Below are 19,991 nucleotides of genomic sequence, written 5' to 3' on the forward strand. Positions count from 1 at the left end.
GCCCTCGTCCAGCCTGCTGCGTTCCCTATCCGCAGCAGGCTGGGCGGGGGCTTTTTTTGCACTGGGTTTTGTATTGCCTTGCCTGGCCTCATCGCGAGCAGGCTCGCGATGAGGCCAGTCAGCACACCACCGAATCGCCCATCGCCAACCCCACCTTCGCTTAGGTAGGATGACCTCTCTATTCCCGAGATTTACGTCATGTTCATCGGCGTCCTGCTGGTCATCACCTGGCTGATCCTGTTGCTGCGCTATCCGGCCAAGGCCTTGCCCGTATCCCTGGCGGCTGCCGTCGGGCTGGGCATCGTCGCGACCTGGGTCATCTGGATGGACCACCGCGAACTCAAGCAACTGCAACGCCTGGAGTTGCGCATCAGTTACGCGCCACAACAATGTCCCGCCGACCGCCCATTGCAATTGACCCTGAACAACGGCAATGACGTGCCGCTGACGGAGTTGCGCTGGCGGGTCGCGGCTTATGCACCGGGCGATACGGTGAACCTGGCCGACAATCAATACGCCGCCCCGCGCTATCGTGGCCCCGGCGAATTGCAGGCCGGAGGCAAATGGGAAGACTGTTTGCCGCTGCCGCCACTGCGCCCTGGCTACCGTCCGGAAACCCTGGAGTTTCGCGCCGAGCGATTGCAGGGTAGTTTTTCCGACTGATCCCTCCCCCATTTTTTGCACAAGGAATGCGCCATGCCCGTTGCGTTGATTACCGGTTGTTCCAGCGGCATTGGCCGCGCCCTTGCCGATGCGTTCAAGGTCGCCGGCTATGAAGTCTGGGCCAGTGCGCGCAGGGCTGAAGATGTCGCGGCACTCACCGCCGCAGGTTTCACAGCCGTGCAACTGGATGTCAACGACGGCCCGGCGCTCGAAGCCTTGAGCAAGCGCATCAACCAGGAGCGCGGTGGTCTCGACGTGCTGATCAACAACGCCGGTTATGGCGCTATGGGGCCGCTGCTCGATGGCGGCGTACCGGCCATGCAGCGCCAGTTCGAAACCAATGTGTTCGCTGTCGTTGGCGTCACCCGCGCGATGTTTCCCGTGCTGCGCCGGACCAAAGGATTGGTGGTGAATATCGGCAGCGTTTCGGGCGTGTTGGTCACGCCATTCGCCGGCGCCTACTGCGCCTCTAAAGCCGCCGTGCATGCCTTGAGCGATGCCTTGCGCATGGAACTGGCGCCGTTCGGCGTGCGGGTCATGGAAGTCCAGCCGGGGGCCATCGCGTCCAGTTTCGCCAGGAATGCCGGGCACGAAGCCGAGCAACTGATCAGCGAACAGTCGCCATGGTTTCCGCTACGTGAAGGCATACGCGCCCGGGCCAAAGCCTCTCAGGACAACCCGACCCCGGCCAATGAATTTGCCGCCGGTTTGCTCAAGGCCGTGCAGCAGGCCAAGCCACCGCGACTGATTCGCCTGGGCAATGGCAGCCGCGCGTTGCCGCTGCTGGCCAGTTTGTTGCCCAAGGGTTTGCTCGAGTCCGGGCTGATGAAGCGGTTCGGGTTGCGTGGGCAGCTCTGACACCGAGTCGCCTGCAATCGCGAGCACCAACACTGCAAAACTCCAGGAAACGCTAGCATGACCGACTACACCGAATACTTCGAAGAAGTGATCCAGGCCCACGTGGCTATCGAACAGTGGCTGGCCGAAGAACGCGATGCATCCGAACTCGAAAAACTGCTGACACGTTTTTCGCCGCAGTTCTCCATGGTCTCACCGCTCGGCCGGGTGCTGGATTTTGACGCGCTGAACGAACTGTTCACGCTGGCGGGCGGCAAGAAGCTCGGGTTCCGCATCGAGCTCAGCGAGTTGCGCGGCATTGCGCTGTACGACGGCGGCGCGACCGTGAGTTACCGCGAGCAACAGACCGATGCGACCGGTCTGCACTCGGATCGTCGCTCCACGGTTGTGTTCGAGAAGCAGGCGGATGGCCGGGTGATCTGGCGGCATTTGCATGAGACGTTTTGCAAGGAGTGAACCTCTGTCTTATGCGCCGTCACCTTGTTTGACCACCACCGTACAAGTAATCCCCGCCGCCAACATCACACCCTCCGGTACTTCATCGATGTGAATCCGCACCGGCACCCGCTGCGCCAAACGCACCCAGTTAAACGTCGGGTTCACATCGGCGATCAGTTCGCGGCTCTCCGGGTTGTCGCGGTCGTAGATGCCGCGCGAGATGCTTTCCACATGACCCTGGAGCACTTCGCCGCTCATCAGTTGCATGTCGGCCTTATCGCCGACGCGCACATGGGGCAGCTTGGTTTCTTCGAAGAAGCCGTAGACCCAGAACGAGTTCATGTCGACCACGGCCATTTTCGCCTCGCCAATGCGCGCATAGTCGCCGCGATGCACATTGAGGTTGGTCACGTAGCCATCCACCGCCGCACGCACTTCAGTGCGCTTGAGGTTGAGTTCGGCGGCTTCCAGTTGCGCCTGGGCCTGCTGGTAATCGGCCAGGGCCGAGTCGGCGAGATTACTGGCGTCGTCGCGGTTTTCCCGGGAGATCACCAGGTTGTCCATATCGGCGCGACGATGGGCATTGACCTTGCGCATCTCCCAGTTCGCCTTGCGCGATGCCACCAGGCTTTGCGCCTGTTTCACCGCCAGGCGGTAGTGCTCGGGGTCGATCTGCATCAGCAAATCGCCCTTCTTCACCATCTGGTTGTCGCGCACCGGCACGTCCACCACTTCGCCAGTGACGTCGGCGGCGACGTTGATGATGTCGGCGCGCACGCGGCCGTCACGGGTCCATGGCGTGTTCATGTAGTGCTCCCACAAGGAGCGGCCGATCCACAGCGCGAGGGCCAGCACCAGCAAGGTCGCGAGCAGGCTGAAAAACTTTTTCATCGGGGCATTCTCAGTGATAGAGAGTCAACGGTAGACAGTCAGCGCCAACGCGCCGAACAGACAGGTAAACAGGCTCAGGCGCAACAACGCCGGGTGCCAGAAAAAACGGTACAGGTCGAACCCGGACAGGAACCGGTCCAGTGCCCAGGCCAGCGCCGCCGCGATGAAAAACATCAGGGTCATGGTCGGCATGTACACGCCGTGGAAGGCGATTTCACGAGGCATGTTCAAGTCCTTGTGGCTGGCTTCTTGCGAAGGTGGCGAGCGGTGATTGCGGATCGAGCAGAGAGGTGCGGATGAAGTGCAGGTAACTCTTCACCCGACGCAACGCCGAGGTATCGAAGTGCGGGGCGAAGGGTTCGTCGGTGGACTGCACACGGCTGATCGCGTGATCGACGGCAATCAGCGCGCGTTCCAGATTACTGCTGTTCGGTTGCAGGAACAGCCGCACCAGTGCACGCCCCATCACCCGGATCGCCTGGCGCCACGGCTGGGATTCGGCATAGGCCGGATGCACCGGCAGAATCGCCTGCTCCTTGCGCAACTCGATGATCGCGTGACCGACTTCCAGCACCACGAACATCCAGCGCAGCAAGTCCCGCTGCACTTGCGGTTGGCCCGCCGCGAAGCCGTAGGCCTGGTGCACCAGATCGCGGGTCCGGCTTTCGAAACTCGACGCCAGGCCCTTGAGCTTGCCGCTGATGGCGTACACCACCTGACCACGCAGATCCTGCTCCAGCCGACGCCACAACCAGCGGCTGTTGGGCGGCAGAATGATCGCCCCGGCCGCTGCGCACACCAGCATGCCCAGCACCATGGCGATGTAGTCGTTGATGAAGGTGTAGGGGTTGTAGACCGTGAGGTTGTCCGGCACCGAACCGGTGCTGAAGAAGATCAGCAAGCCCAGGCCGACGCCGACGTATTGCGCCCGCGAGGTCAGGAACGAGCCGAGTACGATCACCGGCGCGAGCATCACGCACAGCAACGGAAATCCGTCGATCCACGGAAAAATGAAAAACATCTCGACGAAGCCGATCAGCGCCCCGAGCAATGTCCCGCACGCCATCTGAAAGGCCATGCGCTTGGGGTTCGGGGTGGCGGCGGACAGGCCCACGGTCGCGGCGGCAATCAGGGTCATGGTCGCGCCGCTCGGCCAGGCGGTTGCCACCCAGTAGCTGCCCAATACCACCAGAATGAACGCCGCGCGAATCCCCGATGCCGCCGCAGCCATCCAATTGGTTTGCGGGGTGAACGGCTCGTCCCAGCGCTCCCGTTCGTGACTGTGATCGGCCAGGGAGGCGTGGGTCTGTGCATAACTGTGCAAATCGTCGACGAAGCGATAAAGCAGCTCGTACGCGGTGTGGAAATCCAGTTGTTCGGCATCGCTCGGATTGTGCTGCTGGAATGTCGCCCGCAGACAACGCACCCGCGCCGGCAACCCTTCCTTGTAAGCGCTCAGCACCGTGACCAGGCGCGCGGCATCGGCGCTGGTCAGGGCACGACCGCTGAAGCCGTCGAGCAATTCGGCGAGGTCCTGCAAACCCGGTTTGATCGCCGCTACTACCTGATCCGCTGCGCTGCTGCGCAGGCGTTCGAGCAACTGGTGCAAGGCGTTGAAGCGCGTGGTGATGCCCATGAACTCGCTGTTCAGGCGACTGAGCCGGCCATTGCGCCGACGCATGTGCGGGTCTTCGAACACAGTGACACTGCGCAAGCCTTCCAGGCCCACGGCTTCGGCGATGAAACGCACGTTGCCGGCCTCGAACGCCTCGCGTTGACTACGGCCGCGCAAGCCGTCGGTGACGAACAGGGCGAACACGCCAAAGCGCTGATACAAGGCATTGCGCATCGCCGCGCTCGCCGATTGCGGCAGGATGGCGGCACTGATCAGGGTCGAACAGAGAATGCCCAACGAGATTTCCAGCACCCGCCAGACCGCCGCCATGAACGCGCCATCGGGATGGGCCAGCGCGGGCAAGCCGACCATCGCTGCGGTGTATCCGGCGAGTACGAAACCGTAGGCGCGGAAGTTGCGGCAGCGGGTGGCGCCGGCCGTGCAGATACCGACCCAGATCGCCAGCGAACCGAGGAACAGCTCAGTGTTCTGCGCAAACAGCGCGATCAGCGCGACCATCACCGCCGACCCGGCCAGGGTGCCGAGAAAACGATAGAAACTCTTGGCGAACACCTGGCCGCTTTGCGGCTGCATGACGATGAACACGGTGATCATCGCCGTGCGCGGTTGCGGCAGCTCCAGGCGCATGGCCAGCCACAGCGTCAGGAATGCCGCGAACAGCACCTTGAAGATATAGACCCAGGTCACGCCGTCGCTGCGTGCCCAGTCGAAGAAACCCCGACGCCATTCCAGGGAGTACAGCCAGCGCAAAGGGGCGGGCAAGGAAGTCATCAAATACTGCTCAGTTGGAAAAGACTTGAGATGAAAGAGATCCTGTGGCGAGCGAGCTTGCTCGCGCTGGGCTGCGTAGCGGCCCCAACAATCCGCAAGCCCATAAACCTGTTGTGAGTGCTGCGCACTCAAGCGGGAGCAAGCTCCCTCGCCACAAATCGGGGTATGCCTGAAACATCATCGTCACTTCAAAAGACTCGGGGTTTTCGGTGCCTGGGTCTGGCTGTCCTTCGGCACGTCGTTACCGGCCCCGAGGCCACCGCCAAGCGCAGTCACCAGTTCGGCATGGGCACTCAAGCGTGCCGCCTGAACCTGCTGCTGCACCTGCTGCTGCTTGAACAACAAGGTCTGGGCATTGAGCACGTTGAGGTAGTCGGTCAGGCCACGCTGGTAGGCGATCATCGCGATGTCGTAGGTCTTCTGCGCAGTGGCCACCGACTCGGCGGCGAAAGCCTGCTGCTTGTCCATGGACTCGCGACGGATCAATTGGTCGGAAATGTTTTTCAGCGCGTTGACCAGCGTCTGGTTGTACTTGGCCACGGCGATGTCATAACCCGCCGAGGCTTCACCCAACTCCGAGCGCAAGCGTCCGCCATCGAAGATCGGCAACGAAATCGCCGGCCCCACGCTGTAGTTGAGTTTCTTGCCGGTCAAGAACTCCAGGGCCCCACCGCCGGTGGCCATGTAGCCGAGGCTGCCGACCAGATCGACGTTAGGGTAGAAACCGGCATGGGCAACATCGATGCCCCGCGCCTGCGCCGCCACTTGCCAGCGGCTGGCGACCACGTCCGGGCGTTGGCCGAGCAATTGCGCTGGCAGCGACGACGGCAGTTTCAGTGGAGCCCCCAGCGACAGCGTTGGCCGCTGCAACTGCGCGCCCTCCCCCGGGCCCTTGCCGGCGAGGGCGGCGAGCTGGTTGCGGCTCAAGGCGATTTCTTCGTCGAGGGCATCAATCTGGCGATGGGTTTCCGGCAGCGGCGTCTCGGCCTGGCTGACTTCGAAATGGGTGCCGATGCCGCCGCTCAGGCGTTTTTGCGCCAGTTCGAGAATCTGCTGTTGCTGCTTCAAGGTCGCTTCGACGATGTCCCGCTGGGCGTAATGCAACGACAACTCGATGTAGACCCGTACGATGTTGTCCTGCAATTCGAGCTGGGCCTGACGCGCTTCGGCGACACTCATGTGCGCCATGTCCACGGCGCGTTCGGTGGCATTGCTTTCGCGGCCCCAGAGGTCGAGGGCATAGCTGAAACCCAGCGCCGCGTTATTGTCCCAGGTGGTGCTGTTGGCCAGCTCGCCGGGGCCATAGAACTGGTCGGTAGGCCAGTTGTGACGCTTGAGGGTGGACTCGCCATTGATCTGCAACGACTCGGCCGCTTCGGCCGCGCCGGCCATGGACCTGGCCTGACGCACCCGGGCGGCGGCCATGGCCAGGGTCGGGTTGCCTTGCAGGGCGAGGTCGATCCAGCGATTCAGTTGTGGGTCGCCATAGGCTTGCCACCATTGCGCGGTGGGCCAGTGCGCATCTTGCGCGGCGCTCTGGATCGCGTCATCGGTGGCCAATGAATTGGCCTCCAGCGCCTTGCCCTGCGGGGCAATACCTCCGGTTCCGATGCAGCCGCTGATTGCCAGGGTTAAAGCCAAAACACTGAGCGGCTGAAGCGCTCTGCTGATGCGACGCGGCACTGCTGCGATTTCCTGAAATAGGGGGGGAGGTACAAGTCCGGGCAATTCTATGGGGCGGCCGGAAGGGCGATAAGCTGGGATTCCTGTGAATCTTTGTTACCGTTAACGAGATAATCCGTAGGTAGATCTTTAGTCGCCTGTAAATAAACAGAAACTTCGTGTCACAATTTGTCATTCGACGAGAGAGCACCCCATGGACACTTTGCAAAACATGCGCGCCTTCAGTTACGTGGCCGAGGCCGGCAGCTTCACCGCCGCCGCCGTGCAACTGGACACCACCACGGCCAACGTCTCGCGCGCGGTCTCCAACCTGGAAGCCCACCTGCAAACCCGCCTGCTCAACCGAACGACCCGCCGCATCGCCCTGACCGAAGCCGGCAAGCGTTACCTGTTGCGCTGCGAACAGATACTGGCCTACGTCGAAGAAGCCGAAGCCGAGGCCAGCGACGCCCACGCACGCCCGGCCGGGCAACTGAAAGTGCACACCATGACCGGCATCGGCCAGCACTTCGTGATCGACGCCATCGCCCGCTACCGCAAGACGCATCCGGACGTGACCTTCGACCTGACCATGGCCAACCGCGTGCCGGACCTGCTCGACGAGGGTTACGACGTGTCCATCGTCCTCGCCAGCGAACTGCCGGATTCGGGATTCGTCTCCCAGCGCCTGGGCATCACCTACAGCATCGTTTGCGCCTCGCCGGCCTACGTCAAAACCAACGGCTGCGCACAAAAACCCAGCGACCTGCTCAACCACGCCTGTCTGCGCCTGGTCAGCCCGGTGATTCCGTTGGAGAAATGGGCCTTCGACGGTCCTGATGGCCAGGAAATGGTCACCATCAACAGCTCACCGTTTCTGGTGAACTCCGCCGACGCGATGAAATCCGCGATCATCAGTGGCATGGGCGTTGGCGTCCTGCCGCTGTACGCCGCGATAGAAGGCCTGCGCAATGGCACGCTGGTGCGCGTGATGCCCAACTACCGCTCGCAGGAACTGAACCTGTATGCGATCTACCCGTCGCGCCAGTACCTGGATGCGAAGATCAAGACCTGGGTCGAGTATTTGCGTGGATCGTTGCCGGAATTGCTGGCGGCGCATCAGGCGGAATTGGCGGCGTATGAACTGAGCGGGAGTCTGGGTGGGGTTCGGGTGGCGAATTGATCCATCGGTTCAAAGATTGATCCCTTGTGCGAGCGGGTCTGCTCGCGATGGCGTTCTCACATTCAAATCTCTGTGAGCAGATACACCGCCATCGCGAGCAAGCTCGCTCCCACAGAAGAGCAAAAACAGATCAGCGTACACCCGCCGCTTCTCACCACTCATCAGGCCGAGCGTTAGCTCGCCTGCAGCTCTTGATCTTGATCCACCCGCCCCCTCGGAAGGCTGAGTGGAGGCGTTCATCCGGGGATTGGCGCGCAGCGCCGTTCGACGCAGTCGAACACATTGCATGTAGGTCGTCGCGAAGCAGACCGGAGGGCAATGCCCCCGGATGAATGCCGGAGCGAAGGAACCCCGAGCCCAGGCGAGGGGCCGTATGTTCGGGGCGAGCGCTTTTTTTGCTTACTTTTTTTGAGGCGCTTGTTAAAAAAAGTGAGTCGCCGTAAGGGCCAGCCCTTTCAAGGTCTTCGTTTAGAATCCCCTAAAAACCAGTCAGGGTGACGAAAACGATGTGGGCAGAAGTTCTAGCGCGGTTTGAAAAAAAGACACCGGCCAGTGTCATGACGAAATTGATACTGGAGCAGGCTGTTCCTGCCGAATGGGTTGATCAGGTGTTTGAAGAACACCGTCAACGCCAGTACCCGCGTGAGCTTTTGTTTTCGACCATCGTTGAGCTGATGTCCCTTGTTTCATTAGGTTTGCGCCCTTCTTTGCATGCCGCTGCCCGGCAAATGGAGGGGCTGCCGGTTACGTTGGCGGCGCTCTATGACAAGGTCAGCCGCACAGAGCCCGCGTTGCTGCGGGCGTTGGTTACAGGAAGCGCCGAGCGCCTGGCTCCGACGATAAAAGAGTTGGGCTGCTCAGCCATTTTGCCCGGCTGGCAGCTGCGCATTGTCGACGGCAACCACCTGCCTTCTACTGAAAAACGCTTGGGGGCTTTGCGGCGTGAGCGAGGTGCGGCGCGACCAGGGTTTTCAGTAGTGGTCTACGACCCGGACCTCGATCAGATCGTCGACTTGCAGCCATGCGAGGATGCCTACGCCAGTGAGCGCGTCAGCGTGCTGCCGCTGTTGGCCCACGCCACTAAGGGCCAGCTATGGATGGCCGATCGGCTGTACTGCACGCTGCCCGTCATGCAAGCCTGCGAGGAAGCGGGGGCTTCGTTCATTATTCGCCAGCAAAGCAAACATCCACGGTTGATTGAGGAAGGCGGCTGGCAAGAATCTGTGGCCATCGAATCCGCAACGGTGCGCGAGCAAATCATCGAACTCAAAGGTGGTCACCGCTGGCGTCGAGTTGAACTGAACCTACAGACACCTACTGACTCAGGCGACACTGTGATGTGGTTCTGGAGCAACTTGCCAGACACCGTCAGCGCCGGGCAGATCGCCGAGTTATACCGTCGTCGCTGGAGTATCGAAGGGATGTTCCAGCGCCTGGAATCGGTGCTGGACAGTGAAATCGAAAGCCTTGGCGCTCCGCGGGCGGCGTTGCTGGGTTTTGCCTCGGCGATCCTGGCCTACAACGTCCTGGCAGTGCTCAAGCGCAGCGTGGAACAGGCTCATCGCGAGACATTGCCCGAAGGCTGGGAAGCTTCGATCTTCCACCTGACGGTACAAGTGCGTAGCGGATACGAGGGCATGCAGATCGCACTGCCCTCAGATTACCTGACACTTCAAACGACCTTAGAAACGCTGGCAACGCGACTGTTGGCGCTCGCCAGGAATATCAAGCCCAAGCAAGTGGCCAAAAGCATACGTGGTCCCAAAATCGCCAAACCCAAGGAGTGGCTGGACGGCAAAGCTGCGCACGCTCATGTGTCGACGGATCGGGTGCTTAAGGCCCATAAAGGGAAAACACCTTGAAAGGGCTGGCCGTAAGGGCGAAACCATAGGTGGCCGTTACCGAAGAAACGGATATGTACACGGTCACCACCAACATGGTCGGCCCAAAGGCCGCCAAGTCCCCCAAACTGACAGCGCCGTCAGTTAGCAGTCACCCTCCTGACCAGCAAACAGGTTTATAAAGGAAACTACCTTACCCACCTACCGACCACCCAGCCCCGGCGCCCCACTCGCATGCGAATCCAGAAAAAACCCGCCCTGCTCGTCGCCCTTCTGATCGTCCTGGCAGCGCTGGGCCTGTGGTACGCCAACAAACCGGCCAAGGCCAAACTCGCCACCCCCACTGCCATCCCCGTGCGCGTGGTCGCCGTCGCCGAAAAAGACGTGCCGCGCTACGTCAGTGGCATCGGTTCGGTGCTGTCCCTGCACAGCGTCGTGGTCCGCCCGCAAATCGACGGCATTCTCACCAAAATCATGGTCAAGGAAGGCCAACTGGTGAAAAAAGACGACCTGCTGGCCACCATCGACGACCGCTCGATCCGCGCCAGCCTCGACCAGGCTCGGGCGCAACTGGGTGAAAGCCAGGCGCAACTGCAAGTGGCGCTGGTCAACCTTAAACGCTACAAACTGCTGAGCGTTGACGACGGCGTTTCCAAGCAGACCTACGATCAGCAACAAGCGCTGGTGAACCAACTCAAAGCCACCGCCCAAGGCAATCAGGCTTCAATCGACGCAGCTCAGGTACAACTTTCCTACACACAGATTCGTTCCCCAGTGACCGGTCGCGTCGGCATTCGCACCGTGGATGAAGGCAACTTCCTGCGCATGACCGACACCCAGGGCCTGTTCACTGTGACCCAGATCGACCCGATCGCCGTGGAGTTCTCCCTGCCGCAGCAAATGCTGCCGACCCTGCAAGGCCTGATCAACGACCCACAGCACGCCCGGGTCAAGGCCTACATCGGGGCCGACACCGACGGCGAAACCGGCAACCTGCTCGGCGAAGGTCACCTGACCCTGATCGACAACCAGATCAACGCCAACACCGGCACTATCCGCGCCAAGGCCGAATTCGACAACGACGCACAGAAGCTCTGGCCGGGCCTGCTGGTGACGGTAAAGATTCAGACAGCCCTGGATAAAGATGCGCTGGTGGTGCCGCCGACAGTCGTACAACGCGGCCTCGACCAGCACTTCGTGTACCGGGTCAATGGGGACAAGGTCGAAGCCGTGCAGGTGCAGATGGTCTATCAAGGCAGCGGCCAGGACATCATCAAGGGTGTGAAGCCGGGTGATGTACTGGTCAGCGATGGTCAGTCGCGGCTCAAGCCCGGCGCTACTGTGCAAGTGCTGACCGAGCCGCCTCAAGTGGTACGATCGGAGGCCGCGCAATGAAGGGCCATGGTTCGATTTCAGCCTGGTGCATCGACCACCCGGTGGCCACGGTCCTGCTGACGTTCGCCCTGGTGCTGCTGGGTGTCATCGCGTTTCCGCGCCTGCCGGTAGCGCCGTTGCCGGAGGCAGAATTCCCGACCATCCAGGTGGCCGCGCAACTGCCCGGCGCCAGCCCGGAAACCATGGCTTCCTCGGTGGCCACGCCCCTTGAAGTGCAATTCAGTGCCATTCCCGGCGTATCCCAGATGACCTCGAGCAGTGCACTGGGCTCGACCAACCTGACCCTGCAATTCACCCTCGACAAGAGCATCGACACCGCCGCCCAGGAAGTGCAGGCGGCGATCAATACTGCCGCCGGCAAGCTGCCCAAGGACATGCCGAACCTGCCGACCTGGCGCAAGGTCAACCCGGCCGACAGCCCGGTGCTGATCCTCAGCGTCAACTCGTCGCTGATGCCAGGCCCGGAGCTCAGCGACCTGACGGAAACCCTGTTGTCCCGTCAGCTCAGTCAGGTCGACGGTGTAGGCCAAGTCGTCATCACCGGTCAGCAGCGTCCGGCGATTCGCGTCCAGGTTTCGGCGGACAAGCTCGCGGCCATCGGCCTGACCCTCGCCGACATCCGCCTGGCGATCCAGCAGACCAGCCTCAACCTGGCCAAGGGTGCGCTGTACGGGGAGTCGAGCATCTCGACCCTGTCCACCAACGACCAGTTGTTCCACCCGGAGGACTACAGCCAGCTGATTGTTTCCTACAAGGACGGTGCACCGGTTCATCTGCGCGATGTCGCCAAAGTCGTCAACGGTTCGGAAGATGCCTACATCCAGGCTTGGGCGGGCTCGCAACCGGGGGTCAACCTGGTGATCTTCCGCCAACCAGGCGCCAACATCGTCGAGACCGTGGACCGCATCCAGGCCGCCTTGCCGGCACTGGAAGCGATGCTCCCCGCCTCGGTGCAGGTCAAGACGCTGATCGACCGCACCCAGACCATCCGTGCCTCGCTGCATGAAGTGGAAATCACCCTGCTGATTGCAATCATGTTGGTGGTGGCGGTGATGGCGCTGTTCCTGCGCCAACTGTCGGCCACACTGATCGTGTCGGCAGTGCTCGGCGTGTCACTGATCGCCAGTTTTGCACTGATGTATGTGATGGGCTTCAGCCTGAACAACCTCACGCTGGTGGCGATCGTGGTCGCCGTGGGCTTTGTGGTGGACGATGCGATCGTGGTGGTCGAAAACATCCACCGACATCTCGAGGCCGGCGACGGCATGCGCGAGGCGGCGATCAAGGGCGCCGGCGAGATCGGCTTCACGGTGGTGTCGATCAGTTTCTCGCTGGTAGCGGCGTTCATTCCGCTGCTGTTCATGGGTGGTGTGGTCGGTCGGCTGTTCAAGGAATTCGCCCTGACCGCCACCTCCACCATTTTGATTTCGGTGGTGGTTTCACTGACATTGGCGCCAACGCTGGCAGCGCTGTTCATGCGGGCACCGGTGCATCACGCTCATAGCAAACCGGGCTTTGGTGAACGTCTGCTGGCGTGGTACGAAAAAGGCCTGCACCGCGCCCTCGCCCACCAGAAAATGATGATCGGCGTGTTCGGCCTGTCGCTGGGGTTGGCGGTCGCCGGTTACATCTTTATCCCTAAAGGTTTCTTCCCGATCCAGGACACTGGCTTCGTCCTCGGTACCACCGAAGCAGCTGCGGATATTTCCTACGGCGACATGGTGAAAAAACACCTGGCGATGGCCGAAATCGTTGCCGCCGACCCCGCTGTCGAAACCTTCTCGCACTCAGTCGGCGTCTCGGGCAGCAACCAGACCATTGCCAACGGCCGCTTCTGGATCACCCTGAAAAAACGCGGGGATCGCGACGTCTCGGCCAGCCAGTTCATCGACCGGATTCGCCCGCAACTGATGAAAGTCCCGGGCATCGTCCTGTATCTGCGTGCAGGGCAAGACATCAACCTCAGCTCAGGCCCGAGCCGCGCCCAGTACCAATACGTGCTCAAGAGCAACGACGGCGGCACACTCAGTACCTGGACCCAGCGCCTGACGGAAAAACTGCGCGCCAACCCGGCCTTCCGCGACATTTCCAACGACCTGCAACTGGGCGGCAGCATCACCCACATCAGCATCGACCGCAGCGCCGCCGCACGTTTCGGCCTCACCGCCAGCGACGTCGACGAAGCCCTGTACGATGCCTTCGGCCAGCGTCAGGTCAATGAATTCCAGACCCAGGTCAACCAGTACAACGTGATTCTGGAACTGGATACCAAGCAGCGCGGCAAGGCCGAAAGTCTCAACTATTTCTACCTGCGCTCGCCCCTGAGCGGGGAAATGGTGCCGCTGTCGGCCCTGGCCAGGTTCGATGCGCCGACTATCGGCCCGCTGTCCATCGCCCATGACGGCATGTTCCCCGCCGCCAACCTGTCGTTCAACCTGGCCCCCGGCGTAGCGTTGGGCGATGCGGTGATCATGCTCAACCAGGCCAAGGCCGACATCGGCATGCCGACCGCCATCAGCGGCAACTTCCAGGGCGCGGCCCAGGCGTTCCAGAGTTCGCTGGCCAGCCAGCCATGGCTGATCCTGGCGGCGCTGGTGGCGGTGTACATCATTCTCGGCGTGCTCTACGAGAGCTTCGTGCACCCGCTGACGATCATTTCGACTTTGCCTTCGGCGGGCCTCGGCGCGGTGATTATGCTGTGGATTTGCGGCCAGGACTTTTCGATCATGGCCTTGATCGGGCTGGTGTTGTTGATCGGTATCGTCAAGAAAAACGGCATCCTGATGATCGACTTCGCCCTTGAAGCGCAGCGCAATGGCGGACTGTCGCCTGAAGAGGCGATCTTCAAGGCCTGTATCACGCGGTTCCGGCCGATCATCATGACCACCCTCGCCGCCCTGCTCGGCGCCCTGCCGCTGATGCTTGGTTACGGCACCGGCGCTGAACTGCGCCAGCCCTTGGGGATCGCGGTGGTCGGCGGCTTGCTGGTGAGCCAGGCGCTGACGCTGTTCACCACGCCGGTCATATACTTGTGGCTTGAGCGGCTATTCCATCGACACTCACTCCCACCAGCATCAGCACCGGATCCAGTGCTGGCGACCACAGACTGAGGCGGGGTCATGCGCGTTCTGATTATCGAAGACGAAGAAAAAACCGCGGACTATCTGCACCGCGGCCTGACGGAACAGGGTTTCACTGTGGATCTGGCCCGCGATGGTGTGGAAGGTTTGCACCTGGCGCTGGAGAGCGACTACGCGGTGATCGTCCTCGACGTGATGCTGCCGGGCCTCGACGGCTTCGGTGTGTTGCGCGCCCTGCGTGCGCGCAAGCAAACCCCGGTGATCATGCTCACCGCCCGCGAGCGTGTGGAAGATCGCATCAAGGGCCTGCGTGAAGGCGCCGATGACTATCTGGGCAAACCGTTTTCCTTCCTTGAACTGGTGGCACGCCTGCAAGCGCTGACCCGGCGCAGCGGCGGTCACGAACCTGTACAAGTGAGCATCGCCGACCTGTGGATAGATTTGATCAGCCGCAAGGCGACCCGCGCCGGTACACGTCTGGACCTGACCGCCAAGGAGTTCTCGCTGCTCAGCGTGCTGGCCCGGCGCCAGGGTGAAATCCTGTCGAAAACTGCTATCGCCGAAATGGTCTGGGACATCAATTTCGACAGCGACGCCAACGTCGTCGAAGTCGCGATCAAACGCCTGCGGGCCAAGCTCGACGGGCCGTTTGAAGAGAAACTGCTGCACACCATTCGCGGCATGGGTTATGTGCTGGAGAGCCGTGGTGTCCAGTAATTCCATTGCCTTGCGTCTGAGCGGAATGTTCACGCTGGTGGCGCTTCTGGTGTTCCTGTTGATCGGCTGGGCGCTGTACCAACAGGTCGACAAAGGCCTGGGCCTGTTGCCCGAAGCCGAACTCGATGCGCGCTACAGCGTGCTCGAGTCCACGGTCGGTCGTTACGGCACGCCCGAGCATTGGGTGAAGATCAACAACAAGCTCAACCTGCTGAGTGAAGAAGACAAGCGCATCAGTTTCTGGATCATCAGTGGCGATCCACACTACGAATACGGCAACCCGACACCACAGATCCGCGCCTTTGCCCAAGGGCCGCTGGGCACGCGCGACATGCATCTGCCAGATCATCCGTATCCGCTGAAAGTGCTGGTCAGCGAATTCCCGGCCAAGGACCAGCGCCCAGCGCTGCGCTTCATGATCGCCATCGACACCGAAACGTTTTTCCATACCCAGCATCACCTGCTGGTCGCGCTGATCAGCCTGGCGATTGTCGGTGTGCTGCTGGCCTCGGCACTGGGATATTGGGTGGCGCGGATCGGGCTCAAGCCGCTAATCAAACTGTCCCAGGAAGCCCAGCGCCTGGCCCCGCCGTTGCGCTCCGGGCGCTTGCGATTGTCACCGTTGCCGCCGGAGCTTGATCAATTCGTCAGTTCATTCAACTCGACTCTGGAGCGGGTCGAGCAGGCCTACTCGCGCCTTGAATCGTTCAATGCCGACGTCGCCCACGAACTGCGCTCGCCACTGACCAACCTGATCGGCCAGACCCAGGTCGCATTGACCCGCGGACGCTCCGCCGAGCATTACTTCGAAGTACTGCAATCGAACCTCGAAGAACTTGAGCGACTGCGTTCGATCATCAACGACATGCTGTTCCTCGCCAGCGCCGATCAAGGCAGCAAGGCGACCAAACTCACCTCAACCTCGCTGGCTGATGAGGTGGCCACGACCCTGGAGTATCTGGATTTTATTCTCGAGGACGCTCAGGTCCGGGTTGAGGTCAGTGGTGACGCGCAAGTGCGGATCGAGATCGCCCATCTGCGCCGGGCGTTGATCAACTTGTTGAATAACGCGGTGCAGCACACCGCGCCCGGGCAGGTGATTCAAGTGCGGATCGAAGCCCAGGAGCATCAAGTCAGCATCGGCGTCGCCAACCCAGGCTCGCCGATTGCCAGTGAGCATCTGCCGCGCCTGTTCGAACGCTTCTACCGGGTCGATGCGTCCCGCAGCAACAGCGGCCACAATCACGGCTTGGGGCTGGCCATCGTCAAGGCGATTGCGCTGATGCATGGCGGGGATGTGTTCGTGCGCAGTGACCATGGGATGAATACCTTCGGGATTCATCTTCCCGTCTGACCCCCCCTCGCCACAGGGAATGTGTGCTCCCGCCTATCGATCTTTGCTTTTGCTGTAACAGTCCTTTCATGAATCCGCTCTTTTTCCCCTCGCCTCATATCCTTATCTTTGCCCGCACCAAACAGCACTTGCCAAGCAAAGAAGGTTTTAAAGATGTCCAACAGTATGGGTATTGCCAGCGCTTTCGTTTTGTCCTCTTTGTTCCTGTCGCCGTTGGCGATGGCGGAAGAATCGCAGACTTTCGTCGCGTATAACACTGCACGCGCTGCAGCGCTCGAAGAGCATCAGATCGAGATGACAGCCAAGGCTGTGCAAGACGCCCAAGCCCCGCAAGCGTCCAGCATCCAGGCCCAGCCACGGGTCGAGAAGGACAGCTGATCTGCACCGATCAGTCCCGTTTCCCTCGACACTTTTCATCGGCTCTTCCCTTTGAAAAGTTGTCTTCAAAGCCGCTGCTGTCAGCGGCTTTTTTTATAGTGGCGACTCGACCTTCATTGCAATTTTTGCAACGAAAGTCACTGACGCCCACACTATTGATCAATCGCTCGAGCAACAGGAACGATTCACTTGGCTGCTGCGTTTATGCAACTACGCTTACAGCGTCCCTTTAGCAGACGTCAGCCCTATGACCGCAAGCCGCACCCCGCATTTTCAAGGCCCGCCCGGGCGACCCGAGATCATGGTGATCTTGGGCAGCACCCTGACAGTCATCTCGATCCTGTGCATCGTCACTTTCCTGCTGATCCGCGAACACGCCAACGCCCAGCAGACCGCCACACGCAGCGCGACCACCATCGCGCAACTGATCGATGCCGATGTCCTGCGTACGGTCGAGCTCTATGATTTGACCTTGCAGGGCCTGATTGCCGCCGCCCAGCGGGACGACCTGAAACAGGTTTCACCGCAGATCCGTCATCTGGTGCTGTTCGACCGTTCCACCACTGCGCGCTACAAGGGCGACATCCTGCTGCTGGACAAGCACGGCGATGTGCTGGCGGACTCATCATTGATCGAACCGAAACCGGGCAACTTCGCTGACCGCGATTATTTCCTGGCCCATGTCTTCAATCGCAATACCGGCATGTTTATCAGCCGACCGTTCAAGCCGCGCTGCGACTGCGATGACAGCGACGAATGGCGCATCAGTTTCAGCCGGCGCATTTCTTCGCCCACAGGTGAGTTCCTGGGGGTTGCGGTAGCCTCGATGCGCATGAGCTACTTCGACCAGCTGTTTAACAGCCTCGAAATCGGCTCCGGCAGTACGTTGGGCATCATCAACGACGACGGGATTCTCCTGGCGCAGAAACCGTACAGGGAACAAAACGCCATCGGCAAAAGCTTCTCCAGCCGTCCCAACGTCGTACGCATGCTGCGCGAGCGCAGTGGCACCTTTGAAAGCGTGTCGAGTGTCGACCAGCAACAGCGCCTGTACACCTTTACCCGGGTCGGCAATCTGCCGCTGACCGTCATCGTGGCCCTTTCCATCGATGAAGTGTTCGCCACCTGGAACCGCACGGCTTATGTGATCAGCGGTGCTACCGGGGTTTTGTGCATCGGCCTGTTGTGGCTGACCTGGTTGCTCTGCCGCGAGCTGCGACTGCGCCAATGTGCCGAGCAGGAATTGGCGCAACTGGCGGCCACCGATGCCTTGACCGGCGTGGCCAACCGTCGATCCCTTGATCAGACCCTGCGCCATGAATGGTTTCGCGCGCAGCGCAGTGGCAAGCCGTTGTCTTTGCTGATGATCGATGCCGATCACTTCAAGGCCTTCAATGACCGGCACGGGCATCAGGCCGGCGACGAAGCCTTGCGGGCATTGGCCGGGGTCATCCGCGCCAATGTCCATCGCCCGGCGGACCTGGTGGCTCGCTATGGTGGCGAAGAGTTTTCAGTGGTCCTGGCCGAAACTGGCAGTGAAGGCGCGCAGCAGATCGCCGAACATATCCGGGAGGCGGTGCAAAAACTGCCACTGGTGGACGCCGGTGAGCAGCCGATGAGCGTGAGTATCGGCATTGCCACCTGGACAGCGGCCAGCGATATCAATCTGGAGCAATTGCTGTTCAGTGCGGACAAGGCGTTGTATCAGGCCAAGGAAGGGGGGCGTAACCGGGTGGTGTGCGATGGCTGATTTTTTTGTTGGGTGGACGGACATCATCGCGAGCAGGCTCGCTCCTACAAGGGAATGCAATCCACTAATGAAATGGCTACCCCCCCTCACACCCTGTGATCGCTCTCTAAGCTTTCACAGGGTGTCTTTCGGAGGCTATTACCATGGACAACGTTGCTATTGTCGCTATCGATTTAGGGAAACATACCTTCCATCTGCATGCGCAAGATGATCGCGGTCATGAGCTCTACCACAAGAAATTCAATCGCGCAGGTCTGGCCAGGCACCTGGCCAGCCTTGAACCGTGCACGGTGGCGATGGAGGCCTGTGGTGGCGCCCACTACATGGCGCGAGAAGCGGCAAAATGGGGGCATGTGCCCAAGCTCATTGCCCCCCATCTCGTGCGTCCCTACGTAAAAAGCAACAAGAACGACTTCGCCGATGCCATGGCGATTTGCGAGGCGGCGAGTCGCCCGACCATGCGTTTTGTGTCCCCTAAAACCGAAGCACAACAAGCGCTGGCCATGCTCAATTCGCAACGTGACGCCTACATCAAGGAGCGTACGGCCAGCGTCAATCGGATTCACGCCGGTCTGTTAGAGGTCGGTATCAGCCTGCCCCCAGGCTTTCACGCCATCAAGGAACTGCCAGCGCTGCTGGAGGAATGCTCATTTTCTGCGCAGATCAAACAAATCCTGCTGGGACTGCGTGACCACTTCAATTATCTGGACGGGCGGGTCAAGGCACTGGACAAGCAGGTTGAACACCAGGCCGCTGAAGATGATCTGGCTTCTCGCCTGATGACAATTCCTTGCGTAGGTCCGATCACCTCCAGCGTCCTGGCTGCGGAGTTGGGCAACGGTCAGCAGTTCAAGTGCGGTCGAGACTATTCAGCCTCGATTGGGTTGGTGCCCAAGCAACACTCCACCGGCGACAAGACGGTACTTTTGGGCATCAGCAAACGCGGAGACCGAAATCAGAGACGGCTGCTTATCCAGTGCGCCCGTGTGTATCTGATGGGGCTGGAACGACAGACAGGAGCGCTGGCCGATTGGGTCCGACAGCTGCTGGCTCGCCATCATTCCAACCGTGTGGTCTGCGCCTTGGCCAACAAGCTGGCGAGAATCGCCTGGTCGATCGCCGCTCACCACGATGAATTCAAGGCGGGGCCAAGCGCGATGAACGCTTGACCTCGCCGTCACCCGAGCACCACCCACCTGGTTTTGCGATGCTGGATAACAGATGACGTGAACGGTCAACCGGCCTGACGACTACCCTGGGCTCCCACAAGGCTGAAAAAGCCTTTTCACTATGAAGGGCCGTCAGGCGCGATTCTCATCGAGGCGCAGGGTCGCCACCCAGACGCCGGATAGATGAAAGCAAGCCAAACACGCA

At 60.8% G+C, this 19,991-nt stretch carries 16 protein-coding genes; 12 read left to right on the top strand and 4 right to left on the bottom strand.

The genetic code is table 11. The features are described from left to right. Positions 1–198: 198 nt before the first annotated feature. The 3 genes from AC3ITY_RS27410 to AC3ITY_RS27420 are packed head-to-tail and all read left to right on the top strand — an operon-like array spanning position 199 to position 1,977. Entirely contained in the window at positions 199–663 is a 465-nt protein-coding gene (locus AC3ITY_RS27410; protein ID WP_489306110.1) for a multidrug transporter, read from the top strand. 33 nt (positions 664–696) lie between these two features. Further along, positions 697–1,521, top strand: coding sequence for an SDR family oxidoreductase (locus AC3ITY_RS27415; protein WP_489306111.1), 825 nt, complete (start codon positions 697–699; stop codon positions 1,519–1,521). Positions 1,522–1,578: 57 nt separating this feature from the next. Then, entirely contained in the window at positions 1,579–1,977 is a 399-nt protein-coding gene (locus AC3ITY_RS27420) for a DUF4440 domain-containing protein (protein ID WP_347908890.1), read from the top strand. A gap of 9 nt (positions 1,978–1,986) precedes the next feature. Here the strand turns inward: AC3ITY_RS27420 and AC3ITY_RS27425 are convergent, their stop codons facing one another. The 4 genes from AC3ITY_RS27425 to AC3ITY_RS27440 all read right to left on the bottom strand — a co-directional run bounded on the left by AC3ITY_RS27425 (position 1,987) and on the right by AC3ITY_RS27440 (position 6,940). After that, positions 1,987–2,850 (bottom strand): efflux RND transporter periplasmic adaptor subunit, encoded by an 864-nt coding sequence (locus AC3ITY_RS27425; RefSeq protein WP_489306112.1) that lies wholly within the window; start codon positions 2,848–2,850, stop codon positions 1,987–1,989. A gap of 24 nt (positions 2,851–2,874) precedes the next feature. Next, positions 2,875–3,075 carry a DUF1656 domain-containing protein gene (locus AC3ITY_RS27430; RefSeq protein ID WP_007896379.1) on the bottom strand — a complete coding sequence of 67 codons (201 nt, stop codon included), beginning with the start codon at positions 3,073–3,075 and terminating at the stop codon, positions 2,875–2,877. Then, the gene (locus tag AC3ITY_RS27435) at positions 3,065–5,257 is read right to left on the bottom strand and encodes an FUSC family protein (RefSeq protein ID WP_489306113.1); all 2,193 of its coding nucleotides are present in this window, start codon (positions 5,255–5,257) and stop codon (positions 3,065–3,067) included. The genes AC3ITY_RS27430 and AC3ITY_RS27435 overlap by 11 nt, the downstream gene beginning before the upstream one ends. Before the next feature lie 183 nt (positions 5,258–5,440). After that, positions 5,441–6,940, bottom strand: a complete 1,500-nt coding sequence (locus AC3ITY_RS27440; protein WP_489306114.1) for an efflux transporter outer membrane subunit — start codon at positions 6,938–6,940, stop codon at positions 5,441–5,443. Between the two features lie 193 nt (positions 6,941–7,133). On the opposite strand from AC3ITY_RS27440, the gene AC3ITY_RS27445 reads away from it, so the two are divergent. From AC3ITY_RS27445 to AC3ITY_RS27485, 9 genes are all read left to right on the top strand, one after another. Further along, positions 7,134–8,102, top strand: coding sequence for a LysR family transcriptional regulator (locus tag AC3ITY_RS27445; protein ID WP_008050110.1), 969 nt, complete (start codon positions 7,134–7,136; stop codon positions 8,100–8,102). 557 nt (positions 8,103–8,659) lie between these two features. Continuing rightward, entirely contained in the window at positions 8,660–9,964 is a 1,305-nt protein-coding gene (locus AC3ITY_RS27450) for an IS4 family transposase (protein ID WP_489305208.1), read from the top strand. Between the two features lie 213 nt (positions 9,965–10,177). Further along, positions 10,178–11,338 carry an efflux RND transporter periplasmic adaptor subunit gene (locus AC3ITY_RS27455; protein ID WP_489306115.1) on the top strand — a complete coding sequence of 387 codons (1,161 nt, stop codon included), beginning with the start codon at positions 10,178–10,180 and terminating at the stop codon, positions 11,336–11,338. Continuing rightward, on the top strand, positions 11,335–14,448 hold the full coding sequence (locus tag AC3ITY_RS27460) for a multidrug efflux RND transporter permease subunit (RefSeq protein ID WP_489306116.1): 3,114 nt from the start codon (positions 11,335–11,337) through the stop codon (positions 14,446–14,448). The genes AC3ITY_RS27455 and AC3ITY_RS27460 overlap by 4 nt, the downstream gene beginning before the upstream one ends. A gap of 9 nt (positions 14,449–14,457) precedes the next feature. After that, positions 14,458–15,135: a heavy metal response regulator transcription factor gene (locus tag AC3ITY_RS27465; RefSeq protein WP_056726212.1), complete on the top strand. Its 678-nt coding sequence runs from the start codon at positions 14,458–14,460 to the stop codon at positions 15,133–15,135. Then, complete coding sequence (locus AC3ITY_RS27470) at positions 15,125–16,489, top strand: heavy metal sensor histidine kinase (protein ID WP_489306117.1); 1,365 nt, start codon at positions 15,125–15,127, stop codon at positions 16,487–16,489. The genes AC3ITY_RS27465 and AC3ITY_RS27470 overlap by 11 nt, the downstream gene beginning before the upstream one ends. Positions 16,490–16,642: 153 nt before the next feature. After that, complete coding sequence (locus AC3ITY_RS27475; protein ID WP_489306118.1) at positions 16,643–16,867, top strand: hypothetical protein; 225 nt, start codon at positions 16,643–16,645, stop codon at positions 16,865–16,867. A gap of 247 nt (positions 16,868–17,114) precedes the next feature. After that, positions 17,115–18,617 (top strand): diguanylate cyclase, encoded by a 1,503-nt coding sequence (locus AC3ITY_RS27480; RefSeq protein WP_489306119.1) that lies wholly within the window; start codon positions 17,115–17,117, stop codon positions 18,615–18,617. Between the two features lie 143 nt (positions 18,618–18,760). Beyond that, positions 18,761–19,786, top strand: a complete 1,026-nt coding sequence (locus AC3ITY_RS27485; RefSeq protein ID WP_489306120.1) for an IS110 family RNA-guided transposase — start codon at positions 18,761–18,763, stop codon at positions 19,784–19,786. Positions 19,787–19,991 lie beyond the last annotated feature (205 nt).

It is taken from the genome of Pseudomonas sp. GL_091 (genome assembly GCF_057837725.1).